The organism is Ferrovibrio sp. GW821-FHT12D07, assembly GCF_058807275.1.
In genome coordinates, this window is record NZ_JBXAQN010000003.1 from 219,979 (window position 1) to 244,069 (window position 24,091).

At 61.4% G+C, this 24,091-nt stretch carries 22 protein-coding genes; 11 read left to right on the forward strand and 11 right to left on the reverse strand.

Annotated elements, in window-relative coordinates; genetic code table 11:
* Positions 1 to 9: 9 nt before the first annotated feature.
* The 3 genes from AC1RRE_RS19005 to folK all read right to left on the reverse strand — a co-directional run bounded on the left by AC1RRE_RS19005 (position 10) and on the right by folK (position 3,347).
* The gene (locus tag AC1RRE_RS19005) at positions 10 to 2,166 is read right to left on the reverse strand and encodes a RelA/SpoT family protein (protein ID WP_492983421.1); all 2,157 of its coding nucleotides are present in this window, start codon (positions 2,164 to 2,166) and stop codon (positions 10 to 12) included.
* 153 nt (positions 2,167 to 2,319) lie between these two features.
* On the reverse strand, positions 2,320 to 2,727 hold the full coding sequence (gene rpoZ / locus AC1RRE_RS19010) for a DNA-directed RNA polymerase subunit omega (RefSeq protein WP_492983423.1): 408 nt from the start codon (positions 2,725 to 2,727) through the stop codon (positions 2,320 to 2,322).
* Between the two features lie 116 nt (positions 2,728 to 2,843).
* Positions 2,844 to 3,347, reverse strand: a complete 504-nt coding sequence (gene folK, locus AC1RRE_RS19015) for a 2-amino-4-hydroxy-6-hydroxymethyldihydropteridine diphosphokinase (RefSeq protein WP_492983425.1) — start codon at positions 3,345 to 3,347, stop codon at positions 2,844 to 2,846.
* Positions 3,348 to 3,447: 100 nt separating this feature from the next.
* Between folK and AC1RRE_RS19020 the strand changes: the two genes are divergently transcribed.
* Together AC1RRE_RS19020 and AC1RRE_RS19025 are read left to right on the forward strand one after the other, a co-directional pair.
* Positions 3,448 to 4,131, forward strand: coding sequence for a LabA-like NYN domain-containing protein (locus AC1RRE_RS19020; RefSeq protein WP_492983427.1), 684 nt, complete (start codon positions 3,448 to 3,450; stop codon positions 4,129 to 4,131).
* A gap of 48 nt (positions 4,132 to 4,179) precedes the next feature.
* Complete coding sequence (locus AC1RRE_RS19025) at positions 4,180 to 4,824, forward strand: uracil-DNA glycosylase (RefSeq protein ID WP_492983429.1); 645 nt, start codon at positions 4,180 to 4,182, stop codon at positions 4,822 to 4,824.
* Here AC1RRE_RS19025 and AC1RRE_RS19030 read toward each other — a convergent pair whose 3' ends face one another.
* Positions 4,825 to 6,414, reverse strand: coding sequence for an ABC transporter substrate-binding protein (locus AC1RRE_RS19030; RefSeq protein ID WP_492983431.1), 1,590 nt, complete (start codon positions 6,412 to 6,414; stop codon positions 4,825 to 4,827).
* 89 nt (positions 6,415 to 6,503) lie between these two features.
* Between AC1RRE_RS19030 and AC1RRE_RS19035 the strand changes: the two genes are divergently transcribed.
* Positions 6,504 to 8,018, forward strand: coding sequence for a M81 family metallopeptidase (locus AC1RRE_RS19035; protein ID WP_492983433.1), 1,515 nt, complete (start codon positions 6,504 to 6,506; stop codon positions 8,016 to 8,018).
* A gap of 3 nt (positions 8,019 to 8,021) precedes the next feature.
* Here the strand turns inward: AC1RRE_RS19035 and AC1RRE_RS19040 are convergent, their stop codons facing one another.
* The 4 genes from AC1RRE_RS19040 to dapA are packed head-to-tail and all read right to left on the reverse strand — an operon-like array spanning position 8,022 to position 11,141.
* Complete coding sequence (locus AC1RRE_RS19040) at positions 8,022 to 9,026, reverse strand: zinc transporter ZntB (RefSeq protein ID WP_492983435.1); 1,005 nt, start codon at positions 9,024 to 9,026, stop codon at positions 8,022 to 8,024.
* A gap of 24 nt (positions 9,027 to 9,050) precedes the next feature.
* Entirely contained in the window at positions 9,051 to 9,722 is a 672-nt protein-coding gene (locus AC1RRE_RS19045) for a sulfite oxidase-like oxidoreductase (RefSeq protein WP_492983437.1), read from the reverse strand.
* 18 nt (positions 9,723 to 9,740) lie between these two features.
* Positions 9,741 to 10,199, reverse strand: a complete 459-nt coding sequence (gene smpB / locus AC1RRE_RS19050) for an SsrA-binding protein SmpB (protein ID WP_492983439.1) — start codon at positions 10,197 to 10,199, stop codon at positions 9,741 to 9,743.
* Positions 10,200 to 10,205: 6 nt separating this feature from the next.
* Positions 10,206 to 11,141 (reverse strand): 4-hydroxy-tetrahydrodipicolinate synthase, encoded by a 936-nt coding sequence (dapA, locus tag AC1RRE_RS19055; RefSeq protein ID WP_492983441.1) that lies wholly within the window; start codon positions 11,139 to 11,141, stop codon positions 10,206 to 10,208.
* A 141-nt stretch (positions 11,142 to 11,282) separates the two neighbouring features.
* Here dapA and AC1RRE_RS19060 point away from each other — a divergent pair, with 141 nt between their 5' ends.
* The 5 genes from AC1RRE_RS19060 (at position 11,283) to pcaF (ending at position 17,351) form a co-directional block, all read left to right on the forward strand.
* A complete protein-coding gene (locus tag AC1RRE_RS19060; protein ID WP_492983443.1) occupies positions 11,283 to 13,430 on the forward strand; it encodes a lytic transglycosylase domain-containing protein in 2,148 nt (715 codons plus the stop codon).
* Positions 13,431 to 13,433: 3 nt separating this feature from the next.
* Positions 13,434 to 14,126, forward strand: coding sequence for a haloacid dehalogenase type II (locus AC1RRE_RS19065; protein ID WP_492983445.1), 693 nt, complete (start codon positions 13,434 to 13,436; stop codon positions 14,124 to 14,126).
* On the forward strand, positions 14,123 to 14,989 hold the full coding sequence (locus AC1RRE_RS19070) for an alpha/beta fold hydrolase (RefSeq protein ID WP_492983447.1): 867 nt from the start codon (positions 14,123 to 14,125) through the stop codon (positions 14,987 to 14,989). The genes AC1RRE_RS19065 and AC1RRE_RS19070 overlap by 4 nt, the downstream gene beginning before the upstream one ends.
* 87 nt (positions 14,990 to 15,076) lie before the next feature.
* Positions 15,077 to 16,084, forward strand: coding sequence for a threonine ammonia-lyase (locus AC1RRE_RS19075; RefSeq protein ID WP_492983449.1), 1,008 nt, complete (start codon positions 15,077 to 15,079; stop codon positions 16,082 to 16,084).
* A 64-nt stretch (positions 16,085 to 16,148) separates the two neighbouring features.
* Positions 16,149 to 17,351 (forward strand): 3-oxoadipyl-CoA thiolase, encoded by a 1,203-nt coding sequence (gene pcaF, locus AC1RRE_RS19080; RefSeq protein ID WP_492983451.1) that lies wholly within the window; start codon positions 16,149 to 16,151, stop codon positions 17,349 to 17,351.
* A 51-nt stretch (positions 17,352 to 17,402) separates the two neighbouring features.
* Here pcaF and AC1RRE_RS19085 read toward each other — a convergent pair whose 3' ends face one another.
* Positions 17,403 to 19,325 (reverse strand): methyl-accepting chemotaxis protein, encoded by a 1,923-nt coding sequence (locus AC1RRE_RS19085; protein ID WP_492983453.1) that lies wholly within the window; start codon positions 19,323 to 19,325, stop codon positions 17,403 to 17,405.
* 273 nt (positions 19,326 to 19,598) lie between these two features.
* Here AC1RRE_RS19085 and AC1RRE_RS19090 point away from each other — a divergent pair, with 273 nt between their 5' ends.
* From AC1RRE_RS19090 to AC1RRE_RS19100, 3 genes are all read left to right on the forward strand, one after another.
* On the forward strand, positions 19,599 to 21,611 hold the full coding sequence (locus tag AC1RRE_RS19090; protein WP_492983455.1) for a PhoX family protein: 2,013 nt from the start codon (positions 19,599 to 19,601) through the stop codon (positions 21,609 to 21,611).
* A gap of 112 nt (positions 21,612 to 21,723) precedes the next feature.
* On the forward strand, positions 21,724 to 22,227 hold the full coding sequence (locus tag AC1RRE_RS19095) for a hypothetical protein (protein WP_492983457.1): 504 nt from the start codon (positions 21,724 to 21,726) through the stop codon (positions 22,225 to 22,227).
* Between the two features lie 34 nt (positions 22,228 to 22,261).
* On the forward strand, positions 22,262 to 22,486 hold the full coding sequence (locus AC1RRE_RS19100; protein WP_492983459.1) for a hypothetical protein: 225 nt from the start codon (positions 22,262 to 22,264) through the stop codon (positions 22,484 to 22,486).
* Positions 22,487 to 22,489: 3 nt separating this feature from the next.
* Here the strand turns inward: AC1RRE_RS19100 and AC1RRE_RS19105 are convergent, their stop codons facing one another.
* Together AC1RRE_RS19105 and AC1RRE_RS19110 are read right to left on the reverse strand one after the other, a co-directional pair.
* Positions 22,490 to 23,473: a pentapeptide repeat-containing protein gene (locus tag AC1RRE_RS19105; protein ID WP_492983461.1), complete on the reverse strand. Its 984-nt coding sequence runs from the start codon at positions 23,471 to 23,473 to the stop codon at positions 22,490 to 22,492.
* A gap of 81 nt (positions 23,474 to 23,554) precedes the next feature.
* A complete protein-coding gene (locus AC1RRE_RS19110; protein WP_492983463.1) occupies positions 23,555 to 24,085 on the reverse strand; it encodes a gamma carbonic anhydrase family protein in 531 nt (176 codons plus the stop codon).
* Between the last annotated feature and the right edge of the window lie 6 nt (positions 24,086 to 24,091).

Consider the following 24,091-nt stretch of genomic DNA (forward strand, 5'->3'; position numbering starts at 1 on the left):
CTGCTATTCTCAGCCTTTGGCGCGTTCGACCGAACTGATGACCGGCGTGGCGCGCAGGGCGGCAATGATATTGGTCAGGTGCTTCACGTCGCGGACCTCGATATCCACGAACATCTCGAAGAAATCCTGACTACGGTTGGTGATCTTCAGGTTGGTGATATTGCCCTTGTGCTTGGCGATGATGGTGGTCACCGCGCTGAGCGCGCCCGGCTCGTTGTTGATCACCAGGCTGACGCGGCCGACATGGCCCTGTGTGCCATCAGCCGCATCCCAGGCCAGATCAAGCCAGCGTTCGGGCTGTTCGGCGAACTGCTCCAGCGCATCGCAGTCGATGGTATGGATGGTAACGCCTTTGCCAGTGGTGACGATGCCGACGATGCGATCGCCCGGCAGCGGATGACAGCAGCCGGCGAAATGCATGGCCATGCCGGGGATCAGGCCGCGGATCGAGATGCCGCCTACACCGGCCTTGTCTGCCGGCTTGTGCGCACGCAACTGCGGCGCAGCCTTATCGGCCTCGTCTTCCTTCTGGCCGGGGAAGACAATGTTCAGCACCTGACGGGCGGTGATGTTGCCCTCGCCCACGCCGGCATAAACGTCGTCGGCATTGCGCAGCTTCAGCACCTTCACAACCGGATCGAGCACCTTGTCGCTGACCGAGGCATCCTGTTCCTTGAACTTCTTGACCAGGATAGCCTTGCCCAGCTCCTGGTACTGGCCGCGCTGCTGCTGGCGGATGAAGCGGTTGATGCAGGACTTGGCGCGGCCGGACTTGACGAAGTTCAGCCAGGTCGGATTGGGCGCCGGCACCTTGGAACGCAAGATGTCGACCTGGTCACCGTTGCGCAGCACCGTCCGCAGCGGCACGACGCGGCCGTTGACCTTGGCGCCGACAGCTGTATCGCCCACGTCGGAATGCACGGCATAGGCAAAATCGACCACGGTGGCGTCGCGCGGCAAGGCTATCAGATCGCCCTTCGGCGTGAAGCAGAAGACCTGATCCTGGAACATGTTGAGCTTGGTATGCTCCAGGAACTCCTCCGGATCGGCAGTCTGCTCCAGGATTTCCAGCAGTTCGCGCAACCAGCGATACTGGCGCGCCTCGGCTTCCGGTGCGGCGGCATTGCCATGGCCGTTCTGCTTGTAGGTCCAGTGCGCGGCCACGCCCAGATCGGCGATGTCATGCATTTCCTGGGTGCGGATCTGCACTTCGATGCGCTTGTTCTCGGGTCCGATCACCGTGGTGTGCAGACTGCGATAGCCATTCTGCTTCGGCGTCGACAGGTAGTCCTTGAAGCGGCCGGGTACCGACGGCCAGGTCTGATGCACCACCCCGAGCGCGTGATAGCAGGCCGCCTCGTCACGCACGACGATGCGGAAAGCCATGATGTCAGAGAGCTGCTCAAAGGCGATGTTCTTGCGCTGCATCTTCTCCCAAATCGAGAAGGAGCGCTTTTCACGACCCGAGACCCAGGCATCGACACCGTTCTCAGCCAGTGTCCGCTTCAGCTTGTCGGCGATACGGTCGACGAGACTGCCGCCCTCGCTGCGCAACTGGTCCAGGCGTGCAATAATCGAGGCGCGGGCATCGCCATTCAATTCAGCGAAAGCCAGGTCTTCCAGTTCTTCCTTCAGCTCCATCATGCCGATGCGATCGGCGAGCGGAACGAAGATTTCCATGGTCTCCTTGGCGATGCGTCGACGCTTCTCGGGCGTCTTGATGAAATGCAGCGTGCGCATGTTGTGCAGTCGGTCGGCCAGCTTGACCAATAGCACGCGGATGTCGTTCGACATCGCCAGCAGCAACTTGCGGAAATTCTCGGCCTGGCGTGCGCGATCGGATTGCAGCTCGATGCGCGACAGCTTGGTCACGCCATCGACCAGACGCAGCACGTCGCCGCCGAAATTCTTCTCGATTTCCTCGGGCGTGGCGACAGTGTCTTCGAGGGTGTCGTGCAGCAGGCCGGTAGCGATGGCCGTACTGTCCAGCTTCATGCCGGCCAGGATGCCGGCCACCTCGACCGGATGGGAGAAATAGGGATCGCCAGAGGCCCGCTTCTGGGCGCCATGGGCCTTCATCGAGAATACATAGGCGCGATTCAGCAGGTCCTCGTCCGCATCGGGATCGTAGGCAAGAACCTTTTCTACCAGCTCAACTTGGCGCATGACTCGCGGGCGCATGGTCTTTAGTCCGTTTCACCTCTGGCAAACGGTTGAACCTAAAGACTAATTCTGAACGAAAATGCGGCGGGAACAAGCCCGCCGCATCACAAACTGTAGGTTTTATGATCAGACCAGCCCTGCAGGCCGGTCAGAGGCTCAGGTTTCGTCAGCCTCAGGAGCAGCGGCTGGCTCAGCTTCCTCGGCCTCGTCAGCATCGTCGCCGTCGACCTCATCGATCCCCATGCCTTCGCCGAGGTCCTCGTTGTCCTGCTGCACGCCGGCCCATTCACCGGACTGCATCAGGTTGGCCATATTGTCTTCTTCCGGCTCGTCGACTTCCGGGCTGTCCTGCATATCGCCGATCATACGCTGGCGCAGACCCTCGATATCCACGGTCTCGTCGGCGATTTCACGCAGCGCGACGACCGGGTTCTTGTCGTTGTCGCGATCCACGGTCAGCGAGGCGCCGGTGCCGATGGCGCGGGCGCGCTGGGCGGCCAGCAGAACCAGCTCGAAGCGGTTCGGGATCTTGATGACGCAATCTTCGACGGTGACGCGAGCCATGGTCTACCCTTGGGCAAAACAGTGAATTACGGCGGAAGGCGCTTATTAAGGGCGATCCCGCGAGGATGCAAGGCCCCTATTCAAGCAGAAAACCTGCTCGATCCCCAAGAAATTCCTTATAACTTATTGATATTCAACGGTTCCGCCGTCTGAATGAGCCCTGACAGACCCTGCCCGCTGACCGGATGATGCCAGTCCGGCGCGATTTCCTGCAGCGGCAGCAGCACGAACAGCCGGTTCTGCAGCCGCGGATGGGGCAAAACCGGAGTTCCGGGCGGGACCTCACCGGGGGCGATTTCCCCCCGGTAATCGATCAGGTCAAGATCGAGTGTCCGGGCCTCCCACCGTTGCTGACGGACCCGTCCGCAGATCGTTTCGATCCGGTGAAGCTGCTGCAGCAGGTCATGCGCCGACAGCGTGGTGCCGATTTCGGCCACGCCATTGATGAAATCGGGCTGATCCGATGCCGGTAGCGGAGCCGACCGCCACCAGGAGGAGCGATTCAGCACGACGACATTCTCGGCCGCGAGCATCCGCAGCGCTGTTTCCAGCGTTGCGCGAGGCTCGCCACAGGGACCCGGCAGGTTGGCGCCCAGCGCAATGTAAATCCCGCCATTCACGATGCGAATTCCCTTGCCATGAATGCCGTAACGACTAAGAAAGATGGCATAAGAATTTTAAGTGTCATTGCTTTCAAAGTCATTGAGCAAAGGGATAGCCATGAAGTTCTATACGCAGGAGCGCGTCGCGCTCTTCATCGATGGTGCGAACCTGTATTCCGCAGCACGCAGCCTGGGTTTCGAAATCGATTACCGCCGCCTGCTGGACAGCTTCCGCAAGGAGTCACATCTCGTCCGTGCCTTTTACTATACGGCACTGGTGGAAGATCAGGAATATTCCCCGTTGCGGCCGCTGATCGACTGGCTCGACTACAACGGCTTCACCATGGTGACCAAGCCGGCCAAGGAATACACCGATGCCATGGGCCGCCGGAAGGTGAAGGGCAACATGGATATCGAACTGGCCATCGACGTGATGGAAATGGCCCCGCATATCGACCATGTGGTGCTGTTCTCCGGCGATGGCGATTTCCGTCGGCTGGTGGAAGCCGTGCAGCGCAAGGGCGTTCGCGTCAGCGTCGTCAGTTCGACCAAGACCCAGCCCCCCATGGTGGCCGACGAACTACGCCGACAGGCCGATACCTTCATCGAGCTGCAGGACCTTATGCCCAAGATCATGCGCGATCAGGCCACCCGCGACCATTCCCGCACCGCCGGCGTGCATGCCACGCTGCGCAGCGGCCAGGGCAATGCGGGCGGGAATACTGCCCCGTCCAGCCCGGCGCAGGCGATGGATGATTTCGACGAAATCGACACAGCCGATCCGCGCAAGCATCTGCGCTAGACTGGCATCTCCGTTGATCTGAACGCCCAATCGCTATACACCGCGATTATGACCACTGCCCCCGCCCTGCCGGGCCATGACTGCCCGCTCTGCCCTCGCCTGGCCGATTTTCGCAACGCCAATCGCGTCGCCTATCCGGATTTCTTCAACGGTCCGGTGCCGCCCTGGGGCGATCCGCAGCCGGCCCTGCTGATCGTCGGCCTGGCGCCCGGCCTGAAAGGCGCCAATCGTACCGGCCGGCCGTTCACCGGCGATTATGCCGGCGACCTGCTGTACAGCACGCTGATCAAGTACGGTTTCGCGAAGGGCGTATTCAAAGCCGATCCGAAGGACGGCCTGCAGCTGGTGCGCAGCCATATCACCAATGCAGTGAAATGCGTGCCGCCCGAGAACAAGCCGACACCCGCCGAAACCAAGATCTGCCGCGCCAATTTCCTGACCGGCGAGATTGCGGCACTGACCAACCTCAAGGCCATCCTGGCGCTGGGCCAGATTGCCCATGTCGCCACGCTGGATACGCTAAAGGTGAAGCGCGCTGCAGCACCCTTCGGCCACAACGCGCAGCACAAGCTGGCCAACGGCGTGACACTGTTCTCCAGCTATCACTGCTCCCGCTACAACACCAATACCGGTCGTCTGACCGAGCGGATGTTTCACGACGTCTTCGACAAGATCGTCGCGGTTACCGGCTGATTAAGCCTTCGGCTTCATCATCAGCGCATTGAAGCGCCGTTCGGGTCGTGGCGTGATGCCGATATTGGCCTTGCTGGCCATCTCCGCATTCGGATGGAAGACCGGGATGATTGCCTGCTCTTCCATCGTGATGTCGATGGCAGCCTGCACCAGCGGCTTGCGCTTGACCGGATCCATTTCCGCCTGCGCCTTCTCGATGGCAGCATCAATGTCGGTATGGGAAAACTTGGTCCGGTTCGCCGTGCCGTAGATGCCGCCTGGTGTGTGCACCAGGGCGCGCGGGCCGATCGACGCTTCATCCGTGCCATACTGGGCCATGAAGACCGAGTATTCCTGCTTGGTGGCCTGGCTGAAGAAGACCGTGCCGGGCAACGCCTCGACGCTGACCTGCAGACCAAGCCGCGTCCACGCCTGCCCGACGGCTTGGGCGATATCCTTGTCTTTGGGATAACGGTCGCCCGTGGCATGCAGGGTAATCTTGAAGCCGTTGGCATAACCCGCTTCCTTCAGCAGGGCTTTGGCCCTGTCGAGATTGAAGGAATCGACCTTCAGCCTGGTGCTGGTGCCATCGAAACGCGACGGCAGGAATTGTGAGGCCGGCGTGGCCGAACCATCCAGGATACGGTCCACAATCAGCTGGCGATTGATCGCTAGCGACAGCGCCTTGCGCACGCGTTTGTCTTTCAGTGGATTACCCAGCAATGCCGGCTGGCCGTCTTTGGCCGAAATGAAGGGGCTGACATCGCGCACGGCATCCATGGCGATATACTGCACCGTGGCCGAGGCTCCACTGCTGATGGTGAAGCGCTTGTCCTGCTTGATGCGCGGAATATCGAGTGTCGGCACCTCGTCGATGGCATCCACATCGCCCGACAGCAGGGCGGCGATCCGCCCGGCATCACCCTTGATGGTTTTTTCGGTCACCCGCGCCCAGGGCTGTTTCTCGCCCCAGTAACCATCGTTGCGGTTCAGTACCAGTAGCTGGCTGTTGGTCCACTCCACCACCTTGTACGGACCGGTGCCGATGGCAGCCCCGCTGGCTCCCGCATTGAAATCACCGGTGCTGGCCGCAACATGCTTCTTTGAAATGATAAAGACGCGCGCCAGATCAGAGGGCAGCGTCGGCGCCGGCGTGTCGGTACGGAAGCGAATCTTGTGATCGCCCAGCTTTTCGCTTTTCACGATCTGGCGGGTGAACTGCGTGAAAGGATTCGGGCTGTTCGGCACCTTCGGCACGCGCTCCAGCGTGGCGATCACGTCATCGGCCGTGAAATCCGAACCATCATGGAATTTCACATTCGGCCGCAAATCGAATTCCCAGGTCAGGTTATCGATATTGCGCCAGGCGGTCGCCAGGCCCGGAATCAGTCTGAGCTCGCTGTCGATCCCCAGCAGGGCATCAAAGATCAGCGAATGGGAAGAAGCCTGCGGGAAGCCGTTGAAGAAATGCGGATCGAGTGTGTTGAGTTCCAGCTTGGTGCCAATCACCAGTGCAGGCGCGCCTTGCGCCGTGACACGGAACGGAACGCTGGCAACCGCCAGCATGGCGAAGGTGCCTCCGAGAAAGTGACGGCGGGATATTGGAAGCATTTCGATATCCTTCTGGTTCTTGGCGTCGCGTTGAATCTATAACAGACTGCAATTCACGACAGTGTCAATTAACAGGATGACATAGCCCCATGTCGCGCAAACATCGTATTGCTATTGGTGGTTTCATGCTCGAGAGCAATGGCCATGCCCCGGTGGCAACACGTGCCGAGTTCGAGGCCGCCGTGTTGCTGGAGAGCGATGCCCTGCTGGCCGACCTGACCAGCGCCAATCCCCGCAGCCCCACCACGCTGACCGGCTTTACCGGCGAGATGGACCGGCTGGGCGACTGGGAGCGTGTGCCGCTGGTGATGGCTGCCGTTGGCGCTTCTGGCCCGGTTGACCAGGCTTTCTTCGAGGAAACGGTTGCCCGCATGTGCCAATTGTTGCGGGATGCCGGCCCGGTGGACGGCGTGTTCCTGTCCCAGCATGGCGCGGCCATCGCAACCGTCGATATCGATCCTGACGGCACCGTGTTTCGCGCCATACGTGAAATCGTCGGTCCCGATGTGCCGATCGTGGCCACGCTCGACCTGCATGCCAACGTCAACACCATCATGGTCGAACAGGCCGATATCCTGGTCGCCTATCGCGAGAACCCGCATACCGACATGCCGGATCGCGGCGCCGACTGCGCCCGGCACCTGCATGCCATGCTGCAGGGCCTGAAACCCAAGGCCGCTTTCGTCAAGCTGCCCTTCATTCCGCCATCGACTAGCCAGAACACCAAATCCGGTCCCTATGCCGATGTGATCGCCTATGGCCAGTCCAAACTGGGCAACGGTGTGATCGATGTATCGGTATCCTCGGGCTTCTCGCTAGGCGATACACCGAAGAACGGCATGTCGGTGATCGCGACCGCTACCGATATCAAGGTGGCCGAAACTGTTGCCCGTGATGTCGCGGCCTATGCCTGGAGCCAGCGGCACCGGTTCACCACTAACCTCATCAGCCTCGAGCGCTGCACCGAGATGGCGCTGGCCTGCAGCCGTGACGCCGCGAAACCGTCCCTGCTGTTTGCCGATGTGGCCGACAATCCCGGCGGCGGCGGCCGTGGCAACACGACCTATATTCTCGCCGCTTTCCACAAGGCCGGCGTCACCGGCTGCGCCATCGGTCCCGTCTACGACCCGCCGCTGGCGGCCGAAGCGCACAGGCTGGGTGTCGGTGCCGAATTCGAAGTGCGCTTCAACCGCGACGAAACCACCACCTTCTCCGAACCCTTCACGGCCAAAGGCCGTGTAGTCGCACTCAGCAAGGGGATATTCGTAGGCCGGCGCGGCATGGCCGCCGGTCGCACCCTAAACATGGGGCCTGCAGCTGTCGTCGCTGTCGACGGCATTCAGGTCGTGGTGATGACCAACCGGCACCAGGCGCTGGACCCGATGTTTTTCGAGACCTTCGGGATCGACATCGCCAGCCTGCGCAGTCTGGTGGTGAAATCACGCGGCCATTTCCGCGCCGGCTTCGACCAGTTCTATCCCGATGACCGCATCATCGAGGTGGACGTGCCAGGCCTGACCACGCCGGTGCTGAAGAATGTGCCCTGGCGACAGGTGCCGCGGCCTATCTATCCACTCGATCCGGAGATAATCTGGTCGCCGTGACGCCTAGAACCAGCGCATCTTGCGCAGCAGCCAGACTTCCAGGCCGATCAGTGTAACCGTGGCAGCGCAAAGCGCGCCGAAGGCCCAGGGCTGATCCGCAAAGGGTATGCCGGCGACATTCACGCCCAGCAGGCCGGCCAGCAGGCTCGGTGGCAGCAGGATGGCGGTCAGCGCCGTCAGGCGGTTGGTGGTCTGGGCGATCTGCTCGCTCATCACCGTGGTCAGGTCTTCATGCAGGATGGTCAGGCGGTCACGCAGCGCATCCAGCGTTTCCACGCTGCGCAGCACCTTATCGGTCAGTTCGCGTAAGCGCTGACGGTCACGTGGCATGATCCAGCTTACGCTGGCACCCTGCAGGCGGAACATCGCCTCGCGCTGCGGCGCCATATAGCGACGCAGTGAAATCACCCGGCGGCGCATATTGCTGAGGTCGCCGCGCGCCACGCGAACATCGCATTCCTCGATCTGGTGGTCGAACTCGTCGACCTCATCCTCCAGCTGCTCCAGCACTGGCTCGATGTACTTCATGATGCGGCGGGTAATCTTGGTCAGCAGATGACCGATATGCAGAGGCCCCTGCCCGTCGCTGAAGGATTCACGGATATCACGCAGCGCATGCAGATAGTGGTCCCTGTCGCGCAACGAGATCATCCGGGTTTCATCGGCCCAGAGATGCATCGGCACCAGGTCGAGTGTATTCTCGTTCGGATCGCGATTGACGCCGCGCAGCACGGCGATCAGGCCGTTGGCGGTTTCCTGGATGCGCGGCCGCGATTCATCGGCCAGCAGCGCATCGCAGACCACCGCGTCGAGGCCACTTTCGTTGCGCAACCAGCGTGCCGCCACGTCATGATCGCGTTCCAGATGCACCCAGAGAATGCCCTGCGCCGGCCGCCAGCGCCGCACTTCATCCCAGCCGACTTCGCGGGCACCGCCAGCGCCGTCGAGAATGAGCGCAAAGCGCATGCCGGGCTGTTCGCCGTATATCAGTCCACGTTGCTGATCCATCTACGCCCCCCGAACTGCAGCCTCTCAGCCGTAGCGATCTTCTTTCCACGGATCGCCGGTATTGTGATAGCCGCGCACTTCCCAGTAGCCCGGCGCGTCCTGATCCAGGAACGCGATATGCTTAACCCACTTCGCCGATTTCCAGAAATAATATTGCGGCATAATGATGCGCACCGGCCCGCCATGCTCGCGCGTCAGCGGCTGCCCCTCCCAGGAATGCGCCAGCAGCACATCCGGGGCCGAGAACATTTCCAGGGTCACATTGGTGGCATAGCCGTCATAGGACTGAAACACGATGTGCCTGGCGTCCTTGCGCGGCTGCACGGCCTTGAGGAAATCCCGCGCGAGCACGCCGCTCCAGCGGTTGTCGTAGCGCGACCAGGCCGTGACGCAATGGATATCGGATACGGTATCCGTCTGCGGCAGGTCGAGAAAATCGTTCCAGTTCAATTTGAGCGGCTTGGCGACCAAGCCGCCGACCGAAAGCTGCCAGCGATCCAGCTGGATATTCGGCTGTACACCCAGGTCCAGCACTGGCCAGTCGCGCACCAGACGCTGGCCCGGTGGCAGGCGGCGCTTGTCCGGACTGCTGGTCTCGCCGGTCAGCAGCCGGCCGTCCTTGGCCCATTGCTGTTTGGAGGCTATCAGCTTGTCTTTGATCTGGCCGAGCAATCCGGGCTTGTACTCATCGCTCATCGCCGCCTCCGTATCTAGCTATCGGCTGCGCAGCAGCCGATGCTTCTCACGATCCCAGTCGCGCTTCTTTTCCGTCTCGCGCTTGTCGTGCAACTTCTTGCCGCGCGCCAGCGCGATCTTCACCTTGGCCCGACCGCGCTCGTTGAAAAATATGGTGAGCGGCACGAGTGTCACGCCCCCGCGCTTCAGGCTCCCGATCAGTTTACCGATTTCCTTGCGGTTCAGCAGAAGTTTGCGCTGCCGCCGAGGCTCATGGTTGAACCGGTTGGCGCCGTGATACTCGGGGATATGCGAGTTGATCAGCCATATCTCTCCGCCCTGCTCGGTCGCGTAAGCATCCTGGATGCTGGCACGACCGTCGCGCAGGCTTTTCACCTCAGAGCCGACCAGAACCACGCCGGCATCATAGGTTTCGTCCAGATGAAAATCGTAGCGCGCACGACGGTTTTCAGCGACCGTGCGCGATTGCTGGACCATGAATACTTACTTCTTCTTTTTCTTGCCGGTCTTGGCCTTGGACACGGACTTGCTTCCCTTGGCCTTCGGACCGACGAGACCAAGCGCCTTGACCACGGCCTTCACCTTGGCCTGGGTCTCCTTGGTCGGCTGCACCAGCGGCAGACGCACTTCAGCCGTGCAGATGCCCAGCAGCTCGGCGGCATACTTCACCGGGCCGGGGCTGGCCTCGGTGAACAGCACCGAATGCAGCGGCATCAGCTTTTCCTGGATCGCCAGCGCCTTGGCATGGTCACCGGCAAGGCTCGCTTCCTGCATCTGCGCCACCAGCTTGGGCGCGATGTTGCCAGTCACCGAGATGCAGCCGCTGCCGCCATGGGTGTTGAAACCCGGCGCAGTCGCGTCGTCGCCATCGAGCTGGCAGAACTTGGCGCCCGACGCGATGCGCTGCTTGAGCGGCCGCACCAGATCGCCGGTGGCATCCTTCACGCCGACGATACGCTTCAACTTGGACAGCGCGGCCATCGTTTCGACCGACATGTCGATGATGCAGCGCGGTGGGATGTTGTAGATGAAGATCGGAATGTCGGTGGCGTCGTGGATCGCCTTGTAATGCGCGTACAGCCCAGCCTGGGTCGGCTTGTTGTAGTACGGCGTCACGATCAGCGCGGCATCGGCACCGGCCTCTTCGGCATGCCTGGTCAGCTCGATCGCTTCATCGGTCGAGTTCGAACCGGCGCCAGCCATCACCGGCACACGGCCATGAGCCGCTTCGATGCAGATTTCCACCACGCGCTTGTGTTCGTCATGGCTCAGTGTCGGCGATTCACCGGTAGTGCCGACCGGAACCAGGCCATGGGTGCCCTGGGCGATCTGCCATTCGACGAAATCGCCGAACGCTTTCTCGTCGACTTTCCCCTTACGGAACGGGGTAATCAGTGCGACGAACGAGCCCTTGAACATGATGGTTCCTTTACCTTTGCACGTTACGAAACGGAGTAGCCGCGACCTTACCCGCGCCGGCAGGCCCCATCAAGGGCAAGCCGTGCTTTTGCCAGGGCGCGCCGCCTGCTATCATCCCTTTGGATTTGCGAAAGATTCGCCGTGCCACTGCATTGTATCGATTGTCTTGGTCTCTGGGGGCGCCGGCTAGCCGGCGGCGCTGTCCTGCTGGCCTGTCTGAGCCTGTTTCCTGCCGTCGCCAAGCAGCCGGCCAAACATGCGCCCGATCTGGCTTCCACATCCAGCGTCCCCGTCCCGGGCGAAAAGCCGCGCAAAGGCACCCCGCCAGCCCGGCCCGAGCAGACCAAGCTGCCCGCCGACAACATCATCCTCTCGGCCGAAGACCGCCAGCTCGGCCAGAAGGCGATCCAGGAAGCCGGCGCCGGGCGGTTTGATTCGGCCCGCCGGATCGCAGCCACCGCCAAGAATCCCCTGATCGCCCAGTTGGTCCGCTGGCTCTGGCTACAGACCGCCAACAGCGGCGCCAGCTTCGATGAGATCACCACCTTCATTGACACCAAGCCCGACTGGCCGGCCCGTGAGGCGCTGCTGCGCCGCGCCGAAGAAGCCATCGACGGCTCGATCGGCGATGGCCGCATCCTGGCCTGGTTCGATGCGCATCCGCCGGAGACCGGCCTTGGCCTGCTGCGCCTCGGCGAGACCCTGCTGCGGCTGGGCCGTGACAAGGATGCCTTCCCGATCATGCGGCGCGCCTGGGTCGACGGGAATCTGTCGCAGCGCGACGAGAAGGTGCTGTGGGCCGAATTCGGCGACCGTTTCACGCCGGCCGACAACGCCGCCCGCACCGACCGCCTGCTCTGGGATGGCAACATTGAGGCCGCCCGCCGCATGATCCCGCGCCTGGACCAGGACGGCCGTCGTCTGGCCGAAACCCGCATCGCACTGGCCAACAATGTCGCTGGCGCCGAAACGCTGGTGGCCGGTCTGCCATCACATCTGCGCGATGACGGCGGCCTGAACTACGACCGCCTGCGCTGGCAGCGCAAGCGCGGCATGAACGACGGCGTCGAGGCTCTTCTCTACAACGCCCCTGACGATCTTGGCCGTGCCGAGAAATGGTGGGTCGAACGCCACTTCCGCGCCCGCAAGGCAATCGCGGAAGGCCGCATCTCCGAAGCCTATCGTCTGGCCGCCGGCCACGGGCTGAAGGCCGGCAGCGCGATGGCGGATGCCGAATGGATGGCAGGCTGGATCGCACTCCGCCTGCTGCAGGAGCCACAAGCGGCCCTGAAGCATTTCACCGCCCTGCAGGACAGCGTGCGCTTTCCGGTCAGCCAGTCGCGGGCGGCCTACTGGCTTGCCCGCACTCATGCTGCCCTGGGCAATGCTGAACAGGCGCGCAGCTGGTATGCGCAGGCTGCGCGCAACAGCACCACCTTCTATGGCCAGCTGGCCGCTCAGGAACTGGACCCGAAGGCACCGCTCGACCTGCAAGACCCGATCCGCCCGACGCCGGAAGCAACGCGCCTGTTCCAGCGCCGTGAAGTGGTACGGGCCGCGCAGATTCTGGTCGAGCTGGATCAGGAAGAACGCCTGCGCCCCTTCATCATTCGTCTGGTCAATACAGCCGACAGCCCGGAAGAGCACAAGCTGGTGGCCCAGCTGGCGCGCAACCTGCGTCGGGTCGATCTGGCCGTCGCCTCCAGCAAGCGCTCGGCGCGGCAGGGGGTCATTCTGGTACGCGAGGCTTTCCCGCTGGTCGAACCGATGTTGCGGATCAATGATCCGGAAACCGCACTGGTACTGGGCCTTTCGCGACAAGAAAGCGAGTTCAACCAGTTCGCCGTCTCGCCGGTGGGTGCGCGTGGCCTGATGCAGCTCATGCCTGCAACCGCCAAGGATGTCGCCAAGGATCTGAAGCTCGGCTTCGATCAGGGCCGCCTGACCAACGATGCCGGCTACAACGTGCAGCTTGGCTCCACCTATCTGAAGGGCCTGCTGCAGAAATGGGACAACAACTATGTGCTCGCCCTGGCCAGCTACAATGCCGGCGAAGGCCGTGCGCGGAAGTGGATTCAGGACTGGGGCGATCCGCGTCAGCCGCATGTCGATGTGATTGACTGGATCGAACTGATCCCCTTCACCGAGACGCGCAACTACGTGCAGCGCGTTCTCGAAAGCGTGCAGGTTTACCGCGCCCTGATGGGTGGCATCGCCATGCCGGTTGATCGTATCCAGACCGATATGCGCGGCACGCTGCGCCAAGCCTGCAACGCTGCGAACTGCTGATCCATGGTGGGCACGCCAGCCGTCAGAGCCTGTCTTTTTGATGCCTATGGCACTCTGTTCGACGTCAGCGCGGCTGCCCGTACCCTCTCAGCCGAGATCGGCCCGCAATGGCAGGTGCTGGCCGATACCTGGCGCGCCAAGCAACTCAACTACAGTTGGCTGCGCAGCCTGATGGGGGGCGCCCATGCCGATTTCTGGCAGGTGACATCCGATGCGCTCGATTACGCGCTGGACGAGGCCGGACTGTCACACAATGCCGACCTGCGCAAACGTCTGCTTGATCTTTACTACAATCTGGCCTGCTATCCTGAAGCGCCGGCTATGCTGCGCAAACTGAAAGACGCGGGCCTCGTCACCGGCATCCTGTCGAATGGTGCGCCGGCTATGCTGGATTCTGCCTGCAGGTCATCCGGAATTGCCAGTCTGATTGATCATCAGCTATCTGTCGAAGAGATCGGCATTTACAAGCCTGATCCTCGTATTTACAAGTTGGCCATAGATCGCCTGGATTTGCCGGCATCCGCGATTGCCTTCCACAGCAGCAATGGCTGGGATATCCATGCCAGCAAGCGCGCCGGCTTCTTCACCATCTGGATCAATCGCAGCGGTCAGCCTGCCGAACGCCTGCCCAATCCACCAGACGTCACGCTTCGCAACCTGAGCGATGTTCCTGCCGTGCTGGGACTGACCGGATGACGATCCGGGATTACGTCGAGCATGGCTTTCATGCCCAGGACGACCTGCGGCTGAGTTACCGCGAGTATGGCGATCACACCAGTCGACGTACCCCACTGCTCTGCCTGACCGGCCTGACCCGTAACTCGAAAGACTTTCATGACTTCGCCCTGCGTCATGCCGGTGTGCGGCGGATTGTCTGTCTGGATTATCGCGGCCGCGGCCGCTCAGCCTTTGACCCCAATCCGCGCAACTACGAAGCCGCCATCTATATAAGCGACATCCAGCATCTGCTGGCAGCTGCCCGTATCCCGAAGGTAATCGTACTGGGTACGTCGCTGGGCGGTATTCTGGCCATGGCGATGACAGCGGTCATGCCCTCCGTTCTGGCCGGCGCCATCATCAACGACATCGGCCCTGAGGTCAGCGAAGCCGGTCGGCAGCGCATTGCCGAATATGTCGGCCGCGGCGTCTTCGTACCGGATTACGAAACCGGCGCCACATCCTGGCGTCAGGCCTATGCCACGGCCTATCCCAACCTCAACGATGAAGGCTGGCTGCGGATCGCCCGCACCAGCTTCACCGAGGACGAACAGCGCGGCGGCCTGCGGCTGGATTACGATCTCAATATCTCGGTCGCCCTGAAGGAGCAGGCCAAACGGCCCCTGCCCGACCTGTGGCCGCTGTTCCGCGGCCTGCGGCATCTGCCGGTACTGGCCCTGCGTGGCGCTCTATCCGATGTTTTGACCGCCGATACCTTTATCCGCATGAAACGCGAGCATGCCGGTATGATCGCGGTAACTGTCCCCGGCGTCGGCCATATCCCCATGCTGGATGAGCCGGAGGCGGAAGCCGCCCTCGACAGCTTCCTGGCAGGCCTGTAACCGGGCGCGGTCAGGTTCTATACTGCCCGTCATTCCGCAGTCGGGTTTTCGGAAGCCGGCTGCATATCTGCCTGCCGGAGAAACCTGATGAACGCGCCTGCCAAGCTGCCTGTCCTGCCCACCGTTGCCGATGTCGAGGATGCGGCCCGCCAGTTGCGCGGCATCACCGTGCGCACGCCACTACTCGAAAGCCAGTTCCTGAACGAGAAGCTGGGTGGCCGCCTGCTGATCAAGGCCGAGCCCCTGCAGGTCAGCGGCTCGTTTAAATTCCGCGGCGCCTATAACCGCATCAGCCGCCTCAATGCCGACGAACGCAAGCGTGGCATCGTCGCTTTCTCGTCCGGGAATCATGCCCAGGCCTGTGCCTGGGCCGCTAAGATCTGTAACACGCCGGCCGTGATCGTGATGCCGAGCGATGCACCGAAGATCAAGATCGACAACACCCGCGCTTATGGCGCCGAGGTCGTGCTGTATGACCGCTACAAGGAAGACCGCGAAGCCATCGGCATGCGTTATCGCGACGAACGCGGCATGACGCTGGTACCGCCCTTCAACGATCCTTACATCATGTGCGGTCAGGGCACGATCGGACTGGAGATCGCTACCCAGTGTGCCGAACGCGACATCAAACCTGATGCGGTGATTGCGCCGGCGTCCGGTGGCGGCCTGATTTCGGGCATTGCACTGGCGATCAAGGACCGCCTGCCGGGGACGGATGTCTTCTGTGCCGAACCTGACCAGTTCGACGATATCGACCTCTCGCTCAAGGCTGGCAAGATCGTCAGCCATGCTGGCAAGGGCAACACGTTCTGCGACGCCCTGATGGCACCCCATCCTGGCGATATCACCTTCGGCGTGATGAAGACCACACTGGCCGGCGCCGTTTCCGCCACGGATGCCGAAGTCGAAACCGCGATGGCAACAGCCTTCCATTACTTCAAGTTGGTAGTGGAACCCGGCGGTGCCGCAGCACTGGCCAGTATTCTGAACGGCAAAGTCCCGTGCGCTAACCGCACGGTGATCGCGGTCTGTTCGGGGGGAAATGTTGACTCCGCACTTTACTCCGCCATCATCTCCCGCACGCCGCCAGTCTGATCTGATTCAGGTCTGATCCGGGGGCGTGAATTCAACTCGGCCGAGAGACCTTAGGGAGAGACATATGACCGAGGCTTTTATTTGTGATGCCATCCGTACACCCGTGGGCCGTTATAGCGGCGCGCTGTCTGCCGTGCGTGCAGACGATCTGGGTGCAGTCCCCATCAAGGCATTGATGCAGCGCAATCCCGCCGTCGACTGGGAAGCCATCGACGACGTGATCTATGGCTGCGCCAACCAGGCGGGTGAAGACAACCGCAACGTCGCCCGCATGGCGTTGCTGCTCGCCGGCCTGCCGGAGAAGGTACCCGGCGCGACCGTGAACCGGTTGTGCGGTTCGGGTCTGGAAGCTGCCAGTGCCGGTGCCCGCGCGATCAAGACCGGCGAAGCCGACCTGATCATCACCGGCGGCGTGGAAAGCATGAGCCGCGCTCCCTTCGTGATGGGCAAGGCCGAAAGCGCCTTCTCGCGCACCGCTGACATCCACGACACCACGATCGGCTGGCGCTTCGTCAATAAATTGATGAAGCAGAAATACGGCGTCGACTCCATGCCGGAGACGGCCGAGAACGTCGCCGAGCAGTATCAGATCAGCCGCACCGATCAGGACGCTTTCGCACTGCGCAGTCAGCAACGCGCGCTGAATGCGATCAAAATGGGTCTGTTCGAAGCCGAGATCACCTCAGTGACTATCCCCAGCCGCAAGGGCGATCCGGTGGTCGTCGACCGTGACGAGCATCCGCGCGATACTTCGCTGGAAGCGCTGGGCAAGCTGCCGACGCCCTTCCGCCAGGGCGGTACGGTGACAGCCGGCAACGCCTCGGGCGTCAATGATGGCGCTGCGGCGCTGATCATTGCGTCCGAAGCCGGCGCCAAGAAGCACGGCCTCACGCCGCGCGGCCGCATCATTGCGACCGCCGCGGCTGGCGTGCCGCCGCGCATCATGGGCATCGGCCCGGTGCCCGCGACCGAGAAAGTGCTGGCCAAAGCCGGCCTGACCATCCGCGATATGGATGTGATCGAGCTGAACGAAGCCTTCGCTGCCCAGGCGCTGGCCGTGCTGCGCCAATTGCAGGTGCCGGACGATGCCACCTATGTGAACCCGAACGGCGGCGCCATCGCCATCGGTCACCCGCTGGGCATGAGCGGCGCCCGCCTGATCACAACGGCGATCAATCAGCTGGAGCGTACCGGCGGCCGCTATGGCTTGTGTACAATGTGCATCGGTGTCGGCCAGGGCATTGCCATGGTGATCGAGCGTATCTGACGGTTGTACCATTCAATAGAAAAGGCCGCCATCAGGCGGCCTTTTTTGTGCCTAGTTGGTCTTGTACCCGATGCGGAAGCCACCCCAGTGGCGCCCCTGTACCGTAATCGGTGCCGACATATCCTTCATCAGCACGAACACACCGCCACCCATGTCGCGGCGATAGCATTGCAGCAGGTAAGACTTGGTGTTGCGGCCACAGGCCAGCCCGACTGGATCGTTGAACAGGCGACGATTGCGCGAGTTGGCCGTGTTCCAGACCGGATCGGCACCCTGCGGCTGCGAATACTTCAGGTTATGCGTCGGAATGAAACCGTTGCGGTCGATACTGACGCAGAAGGTGATTGCCGGATTTGAATCCAGCAGGGACTCCTGGATTTTGGGCAGGATCGAGTCCGTGAATTTGACGAAGCGGGTCATGAACTGCTGCGGATTGGTGCCCTTGATCGGCGCATAGGTTTCATCGAACAGATCTTCCATGCCGATCTCACCGCGACGGATCGCGTCTTCAAAGACATCGCTGATCCGGGCCGCACCATCCTGCGCCGTAACCAGCAGCGGCCGGTCAACCGTCGTGGTGACGAAAGCGATCTGGGTGGCCAGATTGGCGACCTGCAGGTCGATATCCTGGATGGCCTTGCCGGTACGCTGTACGACGGCCAGATATCCGCGCGTTGCGGCATTGATCTCGCTAATGGCCCCAGTCACGCCATTCACGCGACTCGACTGGTCCGTACTGGCCTGCTCGATCTCATCGAGCTGTTCGCCCATTGAATCGATGGCCTCGACGATGCCGTTCAGCACCTTGCCGGTCTCGGTCACCAGGTTGACGCCGGTTTTCACCTTGTCGTCGGACTGCTTGATGATTGCACCAATATCCTTCGAGGCATTGGCCGAGCGCTGCGCCAGGGCGCGCACTTCCTGTGCCACCACAGCAAAGCCCTTGCCCGCCTCACCCGCACGCGCGGCTTCCACCGAGGCATTCAGCGCCAGCAGGTTGGTCTGGAAAGCAATCTCGTTGATCAGCGAGGTGATCTCGGAAATGCGCTGCGACATCTCCGCCATCTCGTTCATCGCATCGACCGAGCGTCGGACGACCGTCACGCCATTCTGCGCGGCTGCCCGCGCCTGCTCGGCACGTTGGCTGGCACGTTTCGCCGCCGCCTCGTTGGCTTTCGCTGCCTCGCTCATGGAGGCTGCCTCGGCCGCCGTGCGATCCAGGCTTTCAGATTGCGATTCTGCGCTGTCCGCCAGCCCCTTGGCTTCACGGTTGAGCTGCACGGAGGCGCTGGAAATCGAATTGGCCGCCTGCACGATGGTGCCGATCACGCCACCCAGCCGTTCGGCTACCTGTGTCGAACCCTGGCTGATGACGCCGAAATCGCCGGCATAGTCGCTGTCCATGCCGACAGATAAATCACCTTCGGCCATGCGGCCGAACAGGCGCTTGAGGTCACCCACCACCGCATCCAGGGTGGTCGCCATATGATTGAACTTCTCGGCTAGCACATGAGCGGATTCCTCGTCGTCATGCGAGGAAACCCGCCGGCTGAGCACACCGTTGCCGATGGCGGCGCAGAGTTCGGCCATCTCACCCAGCACAGCGCTGTCGTTGCGGCGGAGCTGCTCAAGCTCCGTCTGCAGTATCGCCATCTGACGCTCAAGGGCTTCACGACGGCCGGTTTCGTCGGTCCAGCTGCGGGCCAGCTGCTGTAGCGGCTGGCGCAGGCTACCCGGGGCTTCCGATATCCGGGAGGCCGAAGCCGGCCAGTTTCCGAGAATGTCGGCAGCCTTTGCGCTGCCGCCAGCCAGAGACAGGATCAGCAGACTGCCCAGGATGAATACAACCACGGCGGAAACGATAATGGTTATTGATTGGCTGCCGACCCAAATCCAACCCAGAGTCGTTACGGCGAGCAGAACAATGGCCAGACCGACGCGTAATCCGGTCGGTAGATTGGCTAATCCCAGCATACTTCCTCCCGCCACAGAGCCATTTTGACTCCGGTTGCCTTTCCGGCCTGATCGTTTGTTCGCTTTTTTTATGTTGGTTTTATCTTAGCGTTACCTCTGCATGTACATGCAAGCTGTCCGTGTCTGACGTCCGTAAACCGCCCCCCTGACTTTAGTCGAATTACCCCGATTCAATTGTCGTCACGGTTGCGCCGCAGCAAGGTTCATCAACCCGTCACAGAGGCAAGCTAGGTGTTCCAGACGGGATGTACAGCCCGATTCCAGGAGAAGACCATGCCCCACGACCGCCCCGCCGGCCTCAGCCGGAGCGAAGCCTATGAAGCGTCTCAGGATATTGGCATCAACGAAAGCCCCAATCCAACCCTGGGGGAGATTGTCCTCCACCGTTACGGCCGTCGCGATATCCTGAAAGGTCTATTGGCCAGTGCAGCCGGACTGACGGTCGGCCAGAGCCTGTCGCCACTGACCGCGCTGGCCCAGACCGCGCCCACCGTGGCCAGCCGCTTCACCTTCACCGAGATCAGCCATGGCGTGGATCGCACACATCATGTCGCGCCGGGCTATGACGCTGACATCCTGATCCGTTGGGGTGATGCTGTGACGCCGGATGCACCGGCATTCAATGTACGCCAGCAGACTGCAGCCGCCCAGTCGAAGCAGTTCGGTTACAACAACGACTTCATCGGTTTTCTTCCGCTGCCGCTGGGCAGCGACAGCTCCACGCGTGGCCTGCTGTTCGTGAACCACGAATACACCAACGAAGAAGTCATGTTCCCCGGCGTCGGCCGGCAGGAAGCCAAGGACAAGCTGTTCAGGGACATGACACCGGACCTAGTGGCCGTCGAGATGGCCGCCCATGGCGCCAGCATCATCGAGATCGAGAAGAATACCGACGGCAAATGGGGCGTTACGGCTGGCAGCCGCTATGCGCGTCGTATTGATGTCTCGACCCCGATGGAAATGACCGGCCCGGCCGCGGGCCATGTCCGCATGCGCACCAAGGCCGATGCGACCGGTCGTCGCGTACTCGGCATGTTCAACAATTGCGCCGGTGGCATGACTCCCTGGGGCACCGTGCTGACCGCGGAAGAAAATATCCACGGCTATTTCTGGGGCAAGCTCGATCCCAATCATCCGGAAGAGCGCAACCACAAGCGCTATGGTGTGCCGGACAACTGGTATAACTGGGGCCAGTATCACGAGCGCTTCGACGTCAACAAGGAACCGAATGAGGCCAACCGCTTCGGTTGGCTGGTTGAGATCGATCCCCACAATCCGCAATTCGTGCCCAAGAAGCGGACGGCGCTTGGCCGCTTCAAGCATGAAGGGGCTGCTGTGGTGATCAACGGTGACGGCCGTGTGGTGGTCTATTCGGGCGACGACGAACGTTTCGAATATGTCTACAAATTCGTATCCAGCCGGCGCTACAACGCCGCCGACCGGCAGGCCAATCTTGGCATCCTCGATGAGGGCGTCCTGCATGTGGCCCGCTACAATGCAGATGGTTCGATCGACTGGCTGCCGCTGGTCCATGGTCAGGGTCCGCTGACGGCGACCAACGGCTTCAACAGCCAGGCCGATGTGCTGATTGAGGCACGCCGTGCCAGCGATCTGCTGGGGGCCACTAAGATGGATCGTCCGGAGGATATCGATGCCAATCCGGCGACCGGCAAGGTCTATGTCATGCTGACCAATAACAATCGCCGTACGGCGGAACAGCGCGACGCCTCCAATCCGCGCGCCGTCAACGAATGGGGACAGGTCCTGGAAATGACCGCCATCAACGGCGATCATGCCGCTCCGAAGGCGAGTTGGTCGCTGCTGCTGCAGGGCGGTAATCCGGCAGATGAAAAGGTCGCCGGCAAATTTCATCCGGCAACATCGAAGGACGGTTGGTTCTCCTGCCCCGACAACTGCGCTTTCGACAATCAGGGCCGGCTCTGGATTTCGACCGACCAGGGCGAAGCTTGGGAGAAGGCCAGCGGCACGGCCGATGGCATCTGGGCCGTCGAAACCGAAGGCCCCAACCGCGGTCTGTCAAAGATGTTCTTCCGCGTCCCGGTGGGTGCCGAGATGTGCGGTCCCTGCTTCACGCCAGATGGCCGCACTTTCTTTGTCGCCGTGCAGCATCCGGCGACTGATGGTGCTGAGAAATTCACCATCAGCGGCAAGGGCTCGACTTTTGAAGATCCAGCAACACGCTGGCCCGACTTCCGGCCCGACATGCCGCCACGTCCATCCATCGTGGTCATCACCAAACAGGATGGTGGGGTTATCGGCTCTTAACCCTCCGGGCAGTGTACAAGGGTATGGGCAGGGCGATATAACCACCCTGCCCGTCCGACGGGTATATTGGCTATGCTATTCAAGCCAGTATGACGGGGGACTCACTGCCGCTATGAGCAAGGCCAACAAAGCGCAGATTATCAAGGCGCCGCAGGAACTGCGTCAGCGCGCGGTTAACCATACAACCGGTGTCGATATTGTGCTGACCGACGATGTGCGCAGCCGGATCGAGAGCGCCATCAGCGCTTCTGCAGATTCCTTCTCTAATGATGTGCTGGAAAAGCTGCGCGAGATGCGGATTCAGGTGAAAGCCGCCGAGAGTGATCCGCTATCCCGGATTTTCATCTTGTCCACGATTTCCGAGCTGGCTTTCGATATCAAAGGCATGGGCGGTATCTTCGGATACCCCCTGCTCGGCCATCTGGCGAAATCGCTCAAGGACTTCATTACCGGCTTGGCATTGCCCAACGAAGCGCAGCTGGAAGTGATCAGCATTCACATCGACGCGATGTATGTGGTTCTCGCCCAGGGTGTGCGTGGAACCACGGAAAAGCTGCAAAGGGACCTGCTCGACAATCTCGGGGTCGCCGTCCACAAAGTCCGCGATATACTTTAAGACCCTGCTAACGATTTGCCGTCAGTCTGCACCCATGAGTTCCGATGCTGAAATCTGGCGCGCTGCGCGCGACCTGATCGCCGACCATGGCCCGCGCCGTGCGGAATCGCATGCCAACCGGCAACTGACCGAAATGACGCTGAACAACAATTTTGCCGGCATGCTGGTCTGGCGCCGCATCCTGCGCGCCGTGAAAGGCCTTACGGCCAACGAGCCGAAGAAATCACCTCTCGGCCGCTCTTCCACTGCCCGTCGCTGACGGTCAGGTCTTCTTCTCGTTCAATACGACTGGCAACCCGCGCGACCCTTCCGTCAGCGCGCCACGCAGATCGGCATCCGTCAGGTTCGCATACATCATATTGGCTTCACGCAAATCCGAACAGATCAGGCGGGCACCATGCAGATTGGCATTCGACAGATTGGCCTGCCGCAGGTCCGCACCGTTCAGGTTGGCATGCACCAGATGGGCGCGTGACAAATACCAGCCCGACAGAATGGCGCGACGGCCAACCTGGCCATCGGTATCGATCCAGGCCTGATGATCCCGTAACACCTGTTCGATCACATCGACCGGAATTTCCTTCGGAATCCTGGCGCCGCTGCCCTGCAGCTGGTTCAGGATTTCGGGCGGGAAATCCGCCAGCTTGAAATTCGCATCATGCAGCTTGGCATTCTTGAACTGCACGTTGCTGAGCGTTGAATAGGAAAAGTCAGCCCCTTCGAGGTCGGCATTATCCAGAATGCAGCCATCCAGGATCGCACCCACGAAAGATGCCCCCAGCAGCTTGGCCTGACTGAGATTGGTGTTATGCAGCGTGGTGTCGCTTAATGATACTGCGCCGCCCTTGCCATGAGGCGGAACGGGCGGATCGGTCATCGGCCGCATATCGGCATTCTCGAAGCGCGTCCCCTTCAGAATGGCTCGCGAGAGGTCAGCGCCACGCAAATTCGCCCAGATGAAGCGCGCATTGGTCAGATCGGCGCCAGAGAAGTCGCAGCCGGTCAGAACGGCCTGGCTGAAGTCGGAATTGCGCAGGTCGGCGCAGTAGAAACGGCAACTGCGGAAGATTGTGCGTTGCAGGTTCATGCCGACGAGCTTGATCCCCGTCAGATCGGCCCCAACCAATGTCAGCTGCTTGCCGCGGGTCAGCTTGCCCAGGCGGCCGGACAGGAACTCGCCATGCGACTTGATCTGATCGTAAAGATCATCGGGCCACGGAGCCTGGGTCTTAACGCCGATGGTCATGTTTCCATCCACAGAACCGGCGCAGGCCGGATTATTGTTTCTGTATACGTGGAACCTTACAGGCCGGATTTCAACAATATCTTAACGGCTGGCCGCCAGCTGCTCGCGATACGCACTACCCAGCCGGGCATAATGTGCCGCCGTTTCCGCGATATTTCGCAGTTCGTCCGCGTCCAGACGGCGCATCAGTTTGGCCGGTCTCCCGGCCCAGAGTTCACCGGCAGCAACCCGCTTGCCGGGTGTCAGCAGGGCGCCAGCGGCCAGCATGCCATCGGTTTCGATTACACAGGCATCCATCACCGTGGCCTGCATGCCGACAAAACAGCGGTCTTCCAGGGTGCAGCCATGGATCAGCGCCATGTGACCGATGGTAACGCTGGAACCGATCACCGTGGCGAACTTCGCCCGAGTCACATGCACCACGCTGCCGTCCTGGATGTTCGTATCGCTGCCAATGCGGATGCTGTTCACGTCACCACGCAGGGTGACGCCAAACCAGATCGAACTGCGCGCGCCGACCTGGGTATCACCGATAACCGCTGCGTTCGGCGCAACAAAAGCATCCGGTGCAATGACCGGATGCTTGTCGCCGAACGGCAGAACCAGACTCACAATCAG